This is a genomic window from uncultured Granulicatella sp. (genome assembly GCF_963515095.1).
Classification (GTDB): Bacteria; Bacillota; Bacilli; order Lactobacillales; family Aerococcaceae; genus Granulicatella.
Window position 1 is genome coordinate 1 of sequence record NZ_CAUPXD010000014.1, and the last position, 15553, is coordinate 15553.

Consider the following 15553-nt stretch of genomic DNA (forward strand, 5'->3'; position numbering starts at 1 on the left):
ACTTGGGACATTTTTACTTGTGTTTAATTGAGACATTATCACTTGTGTTTGACATTGTTGAAAAAAAATCGTTTTTCCTAATTGACAAAGAAAAATATTTCCTTTATACTGTTGACAATTTGAATAACTCATCTTTAATGTGATCCAGAGAGGTCAGCAAAGAGTTTATAATTTTTTTGATGAGCAAATCATTTTCAAACGAAAGGAATTGATGTCGCAAAAAGATTTCGCTAAGCAATAGTAGTTCGTAACAAAATGTAATAAGCACTATCTTTTTAAAATAGTCCAGAGAGGCTAACAAGGGATTGAATTTAACGTTACAAGCTTATTTGAGTATAGATTTTTTGCCTCACCATTCAAATAATAACTTAAATTTAAAAATAAAATCAGGATACCTTGTAGTCTTTGGATTACAAGGTATTTTTTTATAAACAGGAGGAGGAAATTTTATGAAAAATATTGTAAAAATGGCAGATTTAACAAATGAGGAAGTGTTCCAATTAATTCATCGAGGATTAGAATTAAAAAATGGAAAACACGTTGAAAGTAGAGATGACCTATATGTAGCCAATTTATTTTTTGAAAATTCTACTCGTACAAAACATAGTTTTGAAATTGCTGAGCATAAACATAAATTAAAAGTAATTAATTTTGAAGTAGCAACTTCTTCTGTAAACAAAGGTGAAACATTATATGACACTTGTAAAACTTTAGAGATGTTAGGTTGTAATCTATTAGTCATTCGTCACAGTCAAAATGCTTATTATGAAGAGTTGAAAAATTTAAACATTCCAATTTTAAATGGTGGAGATGGTAGTGGAGAACATCCTAGCCAATGCTTATTAGATTTAATGACGATGTATGAAAAATTTGGAACTTTTGAAAACTTAAATATTATTATTGCTGGGGATATCAAAAATTCTCGAGTAGCTAAAAGTAATTATCATATGTTAACAAGATTAGGAGCAAAAGTTCGATTTGTATGTCCAGACATTTATAAAGATGAAACGCTTGGAGAAGTAGTGGATTTTGATGAAGTGATCGGTAAAGTGGATGTATGTATGTTACTACGAGTACAACATGAAAGACATGCTGGAAAAATGGGGTTAACAAAAGAAGAATATCATGAACAATATGGATTAACACCACAAAGATATGAAAAATTAAAAGAAACAGCTATTGTAATGCACCCAGCTCCTGTCAATCGTGATGTAGAAATTGCATCTGAATTAGTAGAAGCTCCAAAATCAGTAATTTTTGAACAAATGAAAAATGGAATGTTTATGAGACAAGCAATGATTGAAAAAGTTATTAAAGACAATCAATTGTAAAAGAGGAGAAGCAAATGTTACTTTTAAAAAATGGTCAAATATTAGAACAAGGTATTTTAGTTCAAAAAGATTTTTTAATTGATGGGAAAAAAATCATTCAAATTTCTGATTCAATTGAAAATACTGAAGCAAAAGTTCTAGATTTAAAAGGAAAATTTATTTCTCCTGGATTTATCGATGTTCATGTTCACTGGAGAGAACCGGGCTTTGAATATAAGGAAACGATTTATCATGCATCAAGAGCTGCAGCACGTGGTGGATTTACGACTGCGATGCCAATGCCAAATTTAAATCCTGTTCCAGATTGTTATGAAAATTTAAAATTGCAATTAGATATTATTGAATGTGATTCAGTGATTCGTGCCATTCCTTTTGGAGCAATTACAAAAGGAGAGCAAGGAAAGGAATACGCTGATTTTAAAGAACTAGCAAATTACGTATTTGCTTTTAGTGATGATGGTCGTGGAGTTCAAGATGCGAATATGATGTTTGAATCAATGAAAGTTGCTGCAAGTCTTGATAAGGCGATTGTTGCTCATTGTGAAGATAATTCCCTTATTCGTGGTGGTTGTATGCACTGTGGAAGAAGAAGTAGAGAATTGCAATTACCAGGTATTCCATCGGTTTGCGAAAGTGTTCAAATTGCTCGAGATGTTTTATTAGCAGAAGCGACAGGTTGTCATTATCATGTATGCCATGTTTCTACAAAAGAATCTGTCAGAGTGGTTAGAGACGCAAAAGCTGCTGGGATTAAAGTAACGTGTGAGGTCTGTCCTCATCATTTATTAAGTAATGAAATGGATATCCCAGAAGATAATGGAATGTGGAAAATGAATCCACCATTAAGATCAGCTGAAGATCGCAATGCTTTAATTTCGGGATTACTAGATGGGACGATTGATGTAATTGCTACAGACCATGCACCTCATGCTCCACACGAAAAGGAATTAACAATGACAAAAGCAGCATTTGGAATTGTTGGAAGTGAAACAGCTTTTAGTCAACTTTATACAAAATTTGTTAAATCAGGAGTTTTTTCATTAGATTTTCTAGTGAAGAAGATGAGTGAAAATGTAGCAGATACCTTTGGATTGCCATATGGTCGACTAAAAGAAAATGGATTCGCAGATTTAGTCGTTATTGATTTAGAAAAATCAATGGAGATTGATCCAAATCAATTTTTATCAAAAGGACGTAATACTCCGTATATTGGTGAGAAAATATATGGGATTCCAGTGTTAACTTTATGTGAAGGAAGAATTGCGTATCAAGATAAGGAAGTTTTCTCAGAATTATAGTTATGAATGATTTTGACAGTTAATAAGCAAATGAAAAAATGGCAAAGGAGTATTTGTATGGATACTTATATGACAAGGGTTATCAGTAATGAAAAAATTGCGGATAAAATATTTCGAATGGAATTACAAGGGGATATCGTTCAAGAAATGACGACACCTGGACAATTTGTCAATATTAAAGTGAATAATAGTTATGAATTTCTATTAAGAAGACCGATTTCCATTTGCGAAATTAATCATGAAAAAAAATCATTTGTCATCGTCTATCGAGCAGATGGAGCTGGAACGAAGATTATATCTGAACTAAAAGAAGGCGATTTAGTAGATATATTAGGTCCACTGGGCAAAGGTTATGATTTAGATGTTTTAGAAGAAGGACAAACAGCTCTAATAGTTGGTGGTGGAATTGGAGTTCCTCCATTATATGAATTAGCAAAACAATTTCAGAAAAAAGGAATCCAAACCATTCATATATTAGGTTTTAATAATAGAAAAGATGTTTTTTATGAAGATGAATTTGCACAACTTGGAACAACGTATATCGCAACTGCTGATGGTAGTTATGGTGAAAAAGGTTTTGTAACAGATGTTATAAAAAAATATGCAGTAGACTACCATAAATATTTTAGTTGCGGACCATTTGCCATGTTAAAAGCCTTAACTCAAATGGATGAGGAAAAAATGGGATATGTATCGTTAGAAGAGCGAATGGCTTGTGGAGTAGGAGCTTGTTATGCCTGTGTTTGCGAGAAAAAGGACGGCACCATTTCAAGAGTTTGTTATGATGGACCTGTATATGACACAAGAGAGTTAGCCTTATAGGAGGAAATGATGAGCGAGAGATTACGAGTGAAATTACCAGGTTTAGATTTGAAGAATCCCATTATGCCAGCCTCTGGTTGCTTTGCATTTGGCTTAGAATATGCTCATTTTTATGATTTAAGTAAATTAGGCGCCATTATGATTAAAGCTGCCACAAAAGAACCAAGATTTGGAAATCCAACTCCTCGTGTAGCAGAAACTTCTAGCGGAATGTTGAATGCGATTGGGTTACAAAATCCAGGGGTGCATGAAATAATGGAGACTAAATTAAAAGCTTTAGAAAAATATGATGTACCAATTATTGCGAATGTTGCTGGAAGTGAAATTGAAGACTATGTTTATGTTGCAGAACATATTAGTAAAGCTCCCAATGTTCATGCATTAGAATTAAATATTTCCTGTCCAAATGTAAAACATGGGGGAATTCAATTTGGAACAGATCCATGTATTGCCAGAACATTAACAGAAAAAGTAAAAGCGGCTTCTAGCGTACCTGTCTATGTAAAACTATCCCCTAATGTAACGGATATTGTATCAATGGCAAAAGCCGTTGAAGAAGGCGGAGCAGACGGAATCACGATGATCAATACATTAGTAGGGATTCGTTTAGATAGAAAAACAGGGAAGCCCATTATTGCGAACGTAACGGGTGGATTATCTGGACCAGCAATCAAACCTGTAGCCATTCGAATGGTCTATTTAGTGTCGCAAGCAGTCAATATCCCTATTATTGGAATGGGTGGTATTATGGATGAATGGGATGTGATTGATTTTATTTCAGCAGGAGCAAGTGCGGTGGCAGTTGGAACAGCAAACTTTACAGATCCGTATGTTTGTCCAAAAATTATTGACCGATTAGAAGGTGTTCTTGATGAACTAGGAGTGCATCATTTACTAGAATTACGTGGAAGAGCTTATAAATAAGGAGTGGTGGGATGAAAAAAGAAGTCATTGTTGCATTAGATTTTCCAACAGTGGAGGAATCATTAGCTTTTTTAGAAAAATTTGGAGGCGAGAAATTATTTGTAAAAATTGGCTTAGAATTATATTTACAAAATGGACAAGTAGTTGTTGAGCAAATAAAAAAATTAGGACATAAAATCTTTTTGGACTTAAAATTACATGATATTCCTAATACGGTTTATGGGGCTGCAAAAGGATTGGCTCAGTTTCATGTGGATATTTTAACGGTACATGCTGCAGGTGGCTATGAAATGTTGAAAGCAGCTAAACAAGGGATGGTCGATGGTGGAAGCTTTGACACAAATGTTATTGCCATAACTCAATTAACTTCTACTTCAGAACAAGATATGAGAGAGTATCAATGTATCCCTCTTTCATTAGAGGAAAGTGTCATTCATTATGCGAAGTTAGCAAAACAAGCAGGATTAGATGGAGTTGTTTCATCTGTTTGGGAAGCAGGGAAAATTACTGAAAATTGTGGAGAAGACTTTTTAAAAGTGACTCCAGGGATTCGACTTGAAACAGATGAAGTGGGCGATCAAAAACGTGTAGCAACTCCTAAAGTTGCAAGTCTTGAAGGAAGTACGCATATCGTTGTAGGTCGTTCTATTACAAAAGCAGAAAATCCAGTAGAAGTGTATCATTTTATTAAAGAACAATTTACAAAATAAAGGAGAAGAGTATGACATTAGAACGTAAACTTGCTAAAGAATTATTAGCCATTGAAGCAGTAGCATTAAGACCAAATGATTATTTTACATGGACATCAGGTATTAAATCACCAATTTATTGTGATAATCGAATTACAATGTCTTATCCAAGTATTCGTAGAGAAATTGCTGTAGGAATGGTAGAAGTCATAAAAGAAAAATATCCAGCAGTAGAAGTTATAGCTGGAACGGCAACAGCAGGTATTCCTCATGCTGCTTGGGTCAGTGAATTGTTAGATTTACCGATGATTTATGTTCGAGATTCTGCAAAAAAACATGGAAAAACCAATCAAATTGAAGGAAGAGTATTAGAAGGACAAAAAGTAGTTATTATTGAAGATTTAATTTCTACAGGTTTATCCTCTTTAAAAGTCGCAAAAGCTCTAAGAGAAGCTGGTGCTGAAGTGTTAGGCGTGGTAGCCATCTTTAGTTATGAATTAAAGAAAGCGCAAGCTGCTTTTGAAGAGGCAGGGGTAGAGTATATTACCCTAACTAATTATCCTGTTTTGGTAGAGGAAGCTGTTGCGATAGATTATATTCACCAAGATGATGTGGAAAAATTATTAGAGTGGCGGAATGAATTAAATTAAAATAAAAAAACGAGATTGGAAAGCTCAATCTCGTTTTTTTTATTCGTAATGGTAACAGTACAGGTGTTCTTTAAAACATTTTAAGAAAAGTTTATTTTTGGTTTCTCTACTGGAATACTAATTTCAACAAAGTTATCTGCGTAAATAATATCTAAACCTTCGCAAGTGGTATGAAGTAAACGATGAACAACAAATTCAATTTCATTGTCTTTTACACGACGCTTACGGTTGAGAATAACGATATCTTTATGAGTAGCAGCGTCCTCATAAATAACGGTAGTTTGTCCTAATGAATACACTTTTACAAAAAATGCATCCGTATTGGCTAATTGTTCTTTAACAAGTTTTAAGTGACTATTAGTAATATCAATTAACTTCATTTTCATACACCCTTTACTGTAATCTCTTTCTATTATTATACTCTTTTTTTCTGAAAAATTCATTATTAAAGTTCAAAAAAATGAAAAAACATAATCTAGAAGATGAAATAGTAAATGATGATAAAAAATTTATTAAAATATGGATAGAAATAGTTGTTAAATTCATAAAAACATGGTAACCTAATTAAATGAGAGGAGTGTATACGTTTGCTAGGTCTACTAGTAAGGGTACAATCCTTAATAAAAAATTTATATTTAAAGGAGTTTTTTTTCATGGAAAAGAAAGAATATCACGTAATTGCAGAAACAGGAATTCACGCTCGTCCAGCGACATTATTAGTTCAAACAGCTAGCAAATTTGCTTCAGATATTCAATTAGAATACAAAGGTAAATCTGTTAACTTAAAATCAATCATGGGCGTTATGTCATTAGGTGTTGGTCAAGGTGCTGACGTAGTGATTACAGCTGATGGTGAAGATGCAGCAGAAGCTCTTGCTGGAATCGAAGAAACAATGAAAAAAGAAGGATTAGCTGAGTAATATGAAACCAACTTTACAAGGTATTGCAGCCAGTGATGGTATTGCAATCGCAAAAGTTTATACATTAACTGAGCCAGATTTAAGCTTTACAAAAATTAGTGTAGAAGACACAGATAATGAAATCTCACGTTTAGAAGAAGCTTTAGTAGTTTCAACAAAAGAGATTGAATTAATCAAAGAAACAGCATTAAAAAATCTTGGAGAAGAAGAAGCTCAAGTATTTGAAGCTCACTTAATGGTTTTAAGTGACCCTGAATTAGTAGGTCAAGTAAAAGATGCGATTACTTCTCAAAAAGTTAATGCTGAACATGCTTTAAAAGAAGTTTCAGATATGTTTATTAGCATTTTTGCTGGAATGGAAGATAATCCATACATGCAAGAACGTGCAGCAGATATTCGTGACGTTTCAAAACGTATTTTAGCGAATTTATTAGGTGTTAAAATTCCTAGTCCTGCTACAATCAAAGATGAAGTAGTAGTTGTCGCTGGTGACTTAACTCCAAGTGATACAGCTCAATTAAATCGTCAATATGTTAAGGCGTTCGTAACAGATATCGGTGGACGTACTTCTCACTCAGCGATTATGGCTCGTTCATTAGAAATTCCTGCTATTGTAGGTACAAAAGAAATTACATCATTAGCTAAAGATGGTGATTTAATCATTATTGATGGTTTATCAGGAGATGTATTCTTAAATCCTTCTGAAGATGTAGTTGCTGAATACCGTGCTAAAGCAGAAGCATTTGCAGCGCAACAAGCTGAATGGGAAAAATTAAAAGATGCTGATACATTTACAAAAGATGGTCATCAAGTTGAATTAGCAGCAAATATTGGGACTCCAAAAGATTTAGAAGGAGTAATCCATAATGGTGCTGAAGGTGTTGGTTTATACCGTACAGAATTCTTATACATGGATTCTCATGATATGCCAACTGAAGAAGATCAATTTGAGGCTTATAAAGCAGTATTAGAAGGCATGAATGGTAAACCTGTTGTTGTTCGTACAATGGACATTGGTGGGGATAAAGAATTACCATACTTACCATTACCACACGAAATGAATCCATTCTTAGGATACCGTGCGATTCGTATTTCATTAAATGAACCTGAAATGTTCCGTACACAATTACGTGCATTATTACGTGCATCAGTTTATGGAAAATTACGTATCATGTTCCCAATGATTGCGACATTAAACGATTTCCGTGGAGCAAAAGCATTATTATTAGAAGAAAAAGCTAAATTAGTTGCAGAAGGTGTTGCAGTTAGCGATGACATTCAAGTAGGGATTATGATTGAAATTCCTGCAGCAGCAGTATTAGCACATCAATTTGCAAAAGAAGTTGATTTCTTCAGTATTGGAACAAATGACTTAATCCAATATACAATGGCTGCTGACCGTATGAACGAACGCGTTTCATACTTATACCAACCATATAATCCATCAATCTTAACATTAATTAAACATGTTATTGATTCAGCTCATAAAGAAGGTAAATGGGCTGGAATGTGTGGAGAAATGGCTGGAGATCAAACAGCTGTACCATTACTTGTTGGTTTAGGCTTAGATGAGTTCTCAATGTCTGCATCAAGCGTATTAAAAACACGTAGCTTAATTTCTAAATTAACATTAGAAGATATGAAAGCATTAGCAGATAAAGCCATCAATGAATGTGCAACAGTACAAGAAGTTGAAGCTTTAGTTGAAGAAGCAGTTTCAAAACTATAATTTGAAATGATTTGGAGTGAGAGAAATCTCACTCTTTTTTTGTTATTTCAAAATAATTTACAGATACTTTACAAATATTTACCAAATATGGAAAATGTTTGTAATTTTTTTGTATTTAATTTACAATAAAAGGCTATTGTTTAATAAAATTATGATTAATTACTAGCATTTTATTGAGAAAAATATAATTAAAGATATAAATAAAGATGATATTAGGAGAGCGTAATGAATCAAGAATCAAAACGATTTTTTCAATTTCAACAAAGGTTTAGTATAAGAAAGTTTAAAGTAGGAGTGGCAAGTGTGGCAATTTCTACAATGGCTATTGGATTGAGTTTGACTCCAATAACTGCTGTCTATGCGGAAGAAGGCGGATTTAACAGAACTGGAACAGGTAATTCAGAAGTAGTAGATACGCAAGAATTTGTAATGGTGACTCATGAGAAACCAGGTGGAGTAGTAGAAGATGTTGCTATTTTAAAATCAAAATTTTCAGAAAATCTTGATCAATTAAAGAAAGATTATCCAGGATTTACTGCAACAAGCCTACAATCTATTGGAAATAATAAATATAAAATTACATATGTACCAGTTGCTGCAACCAACCAACCGAGTTCAACAACAGAATCTGTAACTAATACAAGAGAAGCTGGTACTTCAAATAGTACATTAGCGACTTCTAATCAAACACAACCAACAACTGAAAATAAAGTTAGTTTACAAGGTCATATAGTAGGAAATCAAACAGAATATAATGTAGGAGAACAGATCATCTCAACATTTAGATTAGATGTATCAGCTCCTTCAAAATTAGAAGAAGGTTCTTATATTTTAGTGAATTTACCTGAGAATGAACCTATTACTGATGTACAATTTGGTACAGCTTTAAGAGTGGAAAAAGTAACGGATACACAGTATAAGATTTATACTGGAGAAGTTCCAAGTGGTTCTTATGGTAATTTCAATATTAGTTATAAATTTGATAAATATAGAACTGGCCGTAATTCTCAAACTTCTATCACTTCTCAAGTGATGGATAAAAATGGGAATCCAATTTCACCTGAAAAGACTACTAAGTCAGTGGTAGCAAATACAAATAAGAGTGGATATGCTAGTATTCATGTGGACAGTGAAAGTGGTGCTAGAGATTTAGCTTTATTTAACACAAATGCACCCGGCGACTCTATTGATGAAACTAAGAATAAAGAATTAGTTTTAAAATTAACGACATTAAATAAAGAAGTTGCTGCTGTCAATAAAATACAACATGCTATTACTTTACCGACAGGAGCTATAGTATCAGAAACATCTAAGAATGCAGGATGGACACAGGAAGGAAATATTGCTCGTTATACAAGAATAATACCAGATGCGAAACCTGTATTTGATCAAGGAAATAATACTAGTGATGATACACTTCGCTTAAACATGCGTCAAACAGGAACCTTAGAAGAGTTTTTAAAAGGAAAAGAATTTACATTTACAGACAATGTAACTTATACAGATAAATCAGGAGAAACAAATACAAGTCAAGGAACAACTTCGTTAGTTGTGAAGGCTGTGAATCCATATAAAGATAACGGAGATGGAGCAACGCCAAATGTAGCAGGAGCACAACCTCCATTAGTAATTAATAACTATACTAATGAACAAAATCATGAAAATAGAGTGAATATAGCAATTCCTGGAATTAATACGGAAACAGATGATAAGAGAATTATTGTTTTCTGGAGAAGTGTAGATACTCCAACAAAAGTTAAGGAAGTTGAATTAACGATTGATAGTGATTTTGATCAAAAGAGATCAATTGAATTTTATGGGACTTGGAATAAGAATGGAGCATATGCAGCTTGGTATGCGCCAGATAATCTAGGAACAAGCAATACTTTTGAAGTATATACTGTAAATGGTAAAACGGAAACGAAGTTAGGGGAAATTGCCTTTAAAAAGAATGGAGGTACATCAATAGATTTACCTGAAGGTACAACCCGAGTTTTATTAAAACCAAAAGGTGAGATGACCTTTACAAATGACACGCTAAGCCAGGCGGGTATTTATTTACATCAAAACTTAAAAGGCTTAGAAAAAGCTAAACAAATGGTTTTAGAAGGAAAAGAAGCTAAGAGTATCGTTACTGCAAAAGTTTCAACTCAAGATACAGATGTGGTCAATACAAGTATTTCTAAAACGATTTTAGCAGATACTAGAACAGCTTTAAAACTGACATCGAGAACTGGGAAAATAGAAACGGTTCTAGCAGGGAATAAAACACAATCATTAAGTTCTGGAATAGAAGCTTATGATTACTCACCTTCAGGTTTAGGGAATCGTGTATATAGTACATTGACATCACACCTTGCTACTACTGATAAAAAATTAGATTATCTTGGAGCGAAGAATCCTAAAATTATTGTGGAATTGCCGGATGGCTTTAGTTATGCAGGAGATAGCCCACTTGTAACTAAAGATGATAATTATCAAAATACTGGTAAACGGGTATTGATTATTGATCCAAAGGATTCAAATACTCGTGAGAATGTAACTCCAAATTTAGAGTTTAATGTAGCACAGTGGGTTCAAACGGGTAGTTATCGTTTGAAATACACATTAGTTTGGGATGAAAATAGATTCCTACATGGATTAAATCCTAATAATGAGTTTGATGGAGATAAGACAATTATCAATACATCAACTTTCACTTATGAAATTCCTATAAGTAATACATCAGCGACACGATTACACGTAGATGTAACCGATAAAAATGATCAACGAGAAGGTTACACAACATCGTTACAGAATTTAGCTCCAAAAACAGATGTGACATATCGTTTTACATTATCAAATACAGATAATTCAAAATTATCGAATAATGAAGTGCTTGTGACATTACCTAAACAAGGGGACAAGAATATTGTTGATACAAGTATAGCACGTAATTCTGCATTTGATGTGGAAGCTACAGGAGAAGCAATAGCTCCTGCAGGATGGACAGCATACTACTCAACTTCTCCAATTAATGGAAATGCAAATGAAGTTGCTACAGCAACAACTTTAACAGCTGATCAAGTGACTGATTGGAGCAAGGTTACAGCAGTTAAGTTTGTTTCTAATCAAGGAACTACATTAAATCCGGGATTATCAAATGAATTTTTAGTACCAGCAAGAATTTCTAAAGATGCAAAAGATAAACAGGTAGCTTATATTTCAGCAGCAGCAAAAACAAATGCAGAAGAAATATATAATGAGGCGAATGTAGCTTCTGTTACTATTAAAATAGAAAATATAAAAACTGGAGCTGTTAAAATTGCATATGAAGATATGCAAGGAAATACGATTAAACCAACAATAACAGCTATTGAAAAAAGAGCTTATACAAAAGATTATAATGTAGATACAGAAGAATATCGTCCTGATGAATTTACATATAATGACATAGCCTATAGATATATGAGAGTCAAAGAAACTTCGGCTCCGGTTGAAGGTGTTGTTAACAGTGAAGAAATCAATGTAACTTATGTTTATGATACTTTGTATGAAAATGTTCCAGAAACAAAAACAATCACACGTACAATTAAGTATGTAGATGCAAGTAACGAAACTAAAGAAGTATCACCAAAAGTAGTACAAACTGTTACACTAACAAGAACAAACAAACGAAACAAAGTAACAAATACACTTGAAGAAGGAACATGGATTGTAGGGGACCCAGGAAATTGGGCAGAACAAGCATCACCAACTGTAACAAACTATGGAACACCAGATAAAACAAGTGTAGAGTCAGTGGCAGTGACACCAACAATGGAAGATACAGAAGTAGTCGTGAAGTATCCACAGGCAAAAGAAGACGAAAAAGAAACAAAAACAATCACACGTACAATTAAGTATGTAGATGCAAGTAACGAAACTAAAGAAGTATCACCAAAAGTAGTACAAACTGTTACACTAACAAGAACAAATAAACGAAACAAAGTAACAAATACACTTGAAGAAGGAACATGGACACAAGGAAGTTGGAAAGAGCAAGCTTCACCAACAGTAGAAAAATATGGAACACCAGATAAACCAAGTGTAGAGTCAGTGCCAGTAAAACCAACAATGGAAGATACAGAAGTAGTCGTGAAGTATCCACAAGCTGCGGATACAAAAACAGTAGCAACAAAACAAACGGTAACGTACGAAGGAGCAGGAGAAAACACACCAGCGCCTAACGAACAAACAGATTACACATTCACTGGAAAAACAAACAAAGTTACAAATGTAACAACATGGAATGAAGAGACACATACTTATGGAGTCGTAACAACACCAAAAGTAGAAGGATACTATGCGGATAAAGCACAAGCAGGAGGAAAAAAGGTAACTCCAACAGAACCAGAAGCAAGTGATAAAGTAGTGTATAAACCATTAGGAAAAGTAATCTTAGTGGACGAAGGTGGAAATGAAATTCCAAACACACCAAAACCTACTTATAAAAACAATCCAAATGATCCAACAGTTGGAGGAGAAACACCAATTCCAGAAATTCCAGACGGATATGAAATCAAACCAAAACAAGACGTACCAGGATTCAACCCAGAAGGAAAAGTAGTTACTCCATCAAAACCAGGAGAAGACACAAGAATCGTGTTAGTGAAAGTAAACCAAAAAGCAACAGTTAAGTATGTTGTTGACGGAACAAACACTGTTCTTCACAAAGATGAGTTAGAAGGTAAATCTGGAGAACCAATCCAATATACAACAGAAGCTAAACTCGCAGAATTGAAAAAACTTGGATATGAATTAGTTACTGACGGATTTGTAACAGCGACAGATAAGAATTTCGATAATGATCCAAGAGTTGATCAAGACTTCTTGGTAACCGTAGCTAAGACAGTTCCAGTAACACCAACAACTCCACAAAACCCTAACGAAGATCCTAAGAACCCTAACCCAGGAGACCCAATTGATCCTAAGAATCCTGATGGACCAAAATGGACGAAAGATGCTCTTGATAAACTAAACAACATCAAGTCAGTAACTCGTACAATTACTTACGTTAAAGACGGTACAGATGAAGAAGTATCTACAACTGAAGCTCCAAAAGTAACGAATAAAGTAAGCTTCACACGTACAGTAGTTGTAAATCCAAAAGATGGTTCAGTAGTAGGATATGATACAACAGGTGACGGTATTGCAGATGTACCAGCAACAGACATTACAAGCGGATGGACAGCTGCAGGTACAGCTAAATTTGCAGAAGTTAAATCACCAGTTGTTAAAGGATATGTTGTAAAACCTAACCAAGATACACAAGGTGACTTAGTAGAAGCTGATGGATCTAAAGTTAAAGCATCTACAACAGACTTAACTGTAGACTCAGCTAACCAAGATCTAAAAGTTAGATACGTACCAGTAGGAAAACTTGTACCGAAAGTACCTGAAGGTGTAACACCACCAACTCCGGTAACACCAACACCATACGAAAATGTACCAGGTGAACCAGGTAAAGTTGTACCACCAAGTCCAACGAAACCAACAGATCCACAAGATCCAAATAGTCCAAAAGTACCAGTGATTCCACATATCCCAGGTACAACACCAAAAGATCCAAATGGAAACCCACTGAAACCAGTAGATCCAACGGATCCAACAAAAGGATATGTACCACCAACACCTAAGACACCAACGGAAAACACTGAAATCAATTACGAAAAAGATACTCAAAAAGCAGTAACGAAATTTGTAGATCCAAGTGGAAACCTAATTCCTGGTGTTAACAACATCGTAGAAACTGGTAATTCAGGTGATCCATTAACGAAAGCAACAGAAGTAACTACAGAAATTGCTAAGTTAATAGCTAAAGGATATGATCTAGTAAGCAACAACTACGGTAAAGATAACAACGGAAACTTCGATAAAGATTCTGGAAAAGATCAAGAATACACTGTAGTGTTAACACAACATATCCAGGACGTTCCACCATTTGACCCAACTAACCCGAACGATCCAAACACACCAAAACCAGGTGAGCCAATTGATCCTAAGAATCCTGACGGACCAAAATGGACGAAAGAATTAATCGATAAGCTAAATACGACTAAACATGTTACTCGTACAATCACTTATGTAGAAGATGGTACAGATAAAGAAGTAGCAGATAAAGCAACTGACAAAGTAACGTTCACTCGTACAGCTAAGATTAATGTTGTAATAGGTAGTATCGAATATGGAAACTGGACTTCAGTGAACAACGATACTACATTTGATAAAGTAACATCGCCAGTAGTTCCAGGTTATGTTCTGAAAGATGCATCTCAAAAAGAAGTAGCAGCTACTGAAAACTTAACTGAAAACTCTAAAGATGAAAACATCAAAGTGGTTTACGTGCCAGTTGGAAAACTTGTACCGAAAGTACCAGAAGGTGTAACACCACCAACTCCAACACCGTATGATAATGTACCAGGTGAACCAGGTAAAGTTGTACCACCAAGTCCAACGAAACCAACAGATCCACAAGATCCAAATAGTCCAAAAGTACCAGTGATTCCTCATATCCCAGGAACAACACCACAAGTGCCGAAAGATCCAACTAAACCAGTAGATCCAAACACTAACCCACTTGTACCGTTGAAACCGATCGATCCAAAAGATCCAACTAAAGGATATGAAGTACCTCCAGTACCAAATGATCCAACGAAGGATACACCAATTGAGTACGTACCGAATAATCCGAAGGATGATGAGTTTAAACCAAAACCTCCTCAACCTCAACCGAATCCAAAACCTTACCCAGGTCCAAATCCTACTCCGGTTCCAAACCCAGCTCCAGCGCCACAACCGGAACCTAAACCAGAGCCAAAACCAAATCCAGAAACTCCAAAACCTGTAACACCTGCAGATAATGGAGATAACAACGGAAACAATAATGGAACACCATCAAATAATGGTGATCACACTCCAATGCGTGAATTACCAAATACTGGTACAGGCAATGAGTTTGCAATCTTTGGTGCGGCAGCAAGTGCAATTCTTGCAGGATTAGGATTAGTCGTTCCAGGTAAGAAAAAGGAAGAGGAAGAATAATTATTTAAATGACTTCTTAGTATAGTAGCAAGCGGATGCCAGCAGCTCTTTCCTAATGAGGAGAGAGCTGCTTTTTTGTTGTGAAAGATAGGTTCTTTGTCAAATAGAGCTGATGAAACAATTTTAGT

At 34.6% G+C, this 15553-nt stretch carries 10 protein-coding genes; 9 read left to right on the forward strand and 1 reads right to left on the reverse strand.

Going from position 1 to position 15553, the window contains the following annotated elements; all coding sequences use genetic code 11:
• Positions 1–449: 449 nt before the first annotated feature.
• The 6 genes from RWL86_RS04560 to pyrE are packed head-to-tail and all read left to right on the forward strand — an operon-like array spanning position 450 to position 5714.
• Entirely contained in the window at positions 450–1331 is an 882-nt protein-coding gene (locus RWL86_RS04560; protein ID WP_314077384.1) for an aspartate carbamoyltransferase catalytic subunit, read from the forward strand.
• Between the two features lie 14 nt (positions 1332–1345).
• Positions 1346–2629: a dihydroorotase gene (locus RWL86_RS04565; RefSeq protein WP_314077385.1), complete on the forward strand. Its 1284-nt coding sequence runs from the start codon at positions 1346–1348 to the stop codon at positions 2627–2629.
• Between the two features lie 30 nt (positions 2630–2659).
• Positions 2660–3451, forward strand: a complete 792-nt coding sequence (locus tag RWL86_RS04570) for a dihydroorotate dehydrogenase electron transfer subunit (protein ID WP_314077414.1) — start codon at positions 2660–2662, stop codon at positions 3449–3451.
• Between the two features lie 9 nt (positions 3452–3460).
• The gene (locus RWL86_RS04575) at positions 3461–4375 is read left to right on the forward strand and encodes a dihydroorotate dehydrogenase (RefSeq protein WP_314077386.1); all 915 of its coding nucleotides are present in this window, start codon (positions 3461–3463) and stop codon (positions 4373–4375) included.
• Positions 4376–4386: 11 nt separating this feature from the next.
• Complete coding sequence (pyrF, locus tag RWL86_RS04580) at positions 4387–5085, forward strand: orotidine-5'-phosphate decarboxylase (RefSeq protein WP_314077387.1); 699 nt, start codon at positions 4387–4389, stop codon at positions 5083–5085.
• Positions 5086–5096: 11 nt separating this feature from the next.
• Positions 5097–5714 (forward strand): orotate phosphoribosyltransferase, encoded by a 618-nt coding sequence (gene pyrE, locus RWL86_RS04585; protein ID WP_314077388.1) that lies wholly within the window; start codon positions 5097–5099, stop codon positions 5712–5714.
• An 80-nt stretch (positions 5715–5794) separates the two neighbouring features.
• On the opposite strand, the gene RWL86_RS04590 is transcribed toward pyrE, so the two are convergent.
• Positions 5795–6094, reverse strand: a complete 300-nt coding sequence (locus RWL86_RS04590) for a DUF1827 family protein (RefSeq protein ID WP_314077389.1) — start codon at positions 6092–6094, stop codon at positions 5795–5797.
• A 273-nt stretch (positions 6095–6367) separates the two neighbouring features.
• On the opposite strand from RWL86_RS04590, the gene RWL86_RS04595 reads away from it, so the two are divergent.
• The 3 genes from RWL86_RS04595 to RWL86_RS04605 all read left to right on the forward strand — a co-directional run bounded on the left by RWL86_RS04595 (position 6368) and on the right by RWL86_RS04605 (position 15425).
• The gene (locus RWL86_RS04595; protein ID WP_314077390.1) at positions 6368–6634 is read left to right on the forward strand and encodes a phosphocarrier protein HPr; all 267 of its coding nucleotides are present in this window, start codon (positions 6368–6370) and stop codon (positions 6632–6634) included.
• Between the two features lies 1 nt (position 6635).
• Positions 6636–8363, forward strand: coding sequence for a phosphoenolpyruvate--protein phosphotransferase (gene ptsP / locus RWL86_RS04600; RefSeq protein ID WP_314077391.1), 1728 nt, complete (start codon positions 6636–6638; stop codon positions 8361–8363).
• Between the two features lie 225 nt (positions 8364–8588).
• Positions 8589–15425: a mucin-binding protein gene (locus RWL86_RS04605; RefSeq protein ID WP_314077392.1), complete on the forward strand. Its 6837-nt coding sequence runs from the start codon at positions 8589–8591 to the stop codon at positions 15423–15425.
• The last annotated feature ends 128 nt before the right edge of the window (positions 15426–15553 follow it).

Excerpts from the sequence above, each read along its gene's own strand:
- RWL86_RS04605 (WP_314077392.1), top strand. The coding sequence starts at position 8,589 with ATGAATCAAGAATCAAAACGATTTTTTCAATTTCAACAAAGGTTTAGT.
- pyrE (WP_314077388.1), top strand. The coding sequence starts at position 5,097 with ATGACATTAGAACGTAAACTTGCTAAAGAATTATTAGCCATTGAAGCA.
- RWL86_RS04560 (WP_314077384.1), top strand. The coding sequence starts at position 450 with ATGAAAAATATTGTAAAAATGGCAGATTTAACAAATGAGGAAGTGTTC.
- RWL86_RS04590 (WP_314077389.1), bottom strand. The coding sequence starts at position 6,094 with ATGAAGTTAATTGATATTACTAATAGTCACTTAAAACTTGTTAAAGAA.
- RWL86_RS04575 (WP_314077386.1), top strand. The coding sequence starts at position 3,461 with ATGAGCGAGAGATTACGAGTGAAATTACCAGGTTTAGATTTGAAGAAT.
- RWL86_RS04565 (WP_314077385.1), top strand. The coding sequence starts at position 1,346 with ATGTTACTTTTAAAAAATGGTCAAATATTAGAACAAGGTATTTTAGTT.
- pyrF (WP_314077387.1), top strand. The coding sequence starts at position 4,387 with ATGAAAAAAGAAGTCATTGTTGCATTAGATTTTCCAACAGTGGAGGAA.
- ptsP (WP_314077391.1), top strand. The coding sequence starts at position 6,636 with ATGAAACCAACTTTACAAGGTATTGCAGCCAGTGATGGTATTGCAATC.
- RWL86_RS04595 (WP_314077390.1), top strand. The coding sequence starts at position 6,368 with ATGGAAAAGAAAGAATATCACGTAATTGCAGAAACAGGAATTCACGCT.
- RWL86_RS04570 (WP_314077414.1), top strand. The coding sequence starts at position 2,660 with ATGAAAAAATGGCAAAGGAGTATTTGTATGGATACTTATATGACAAGG.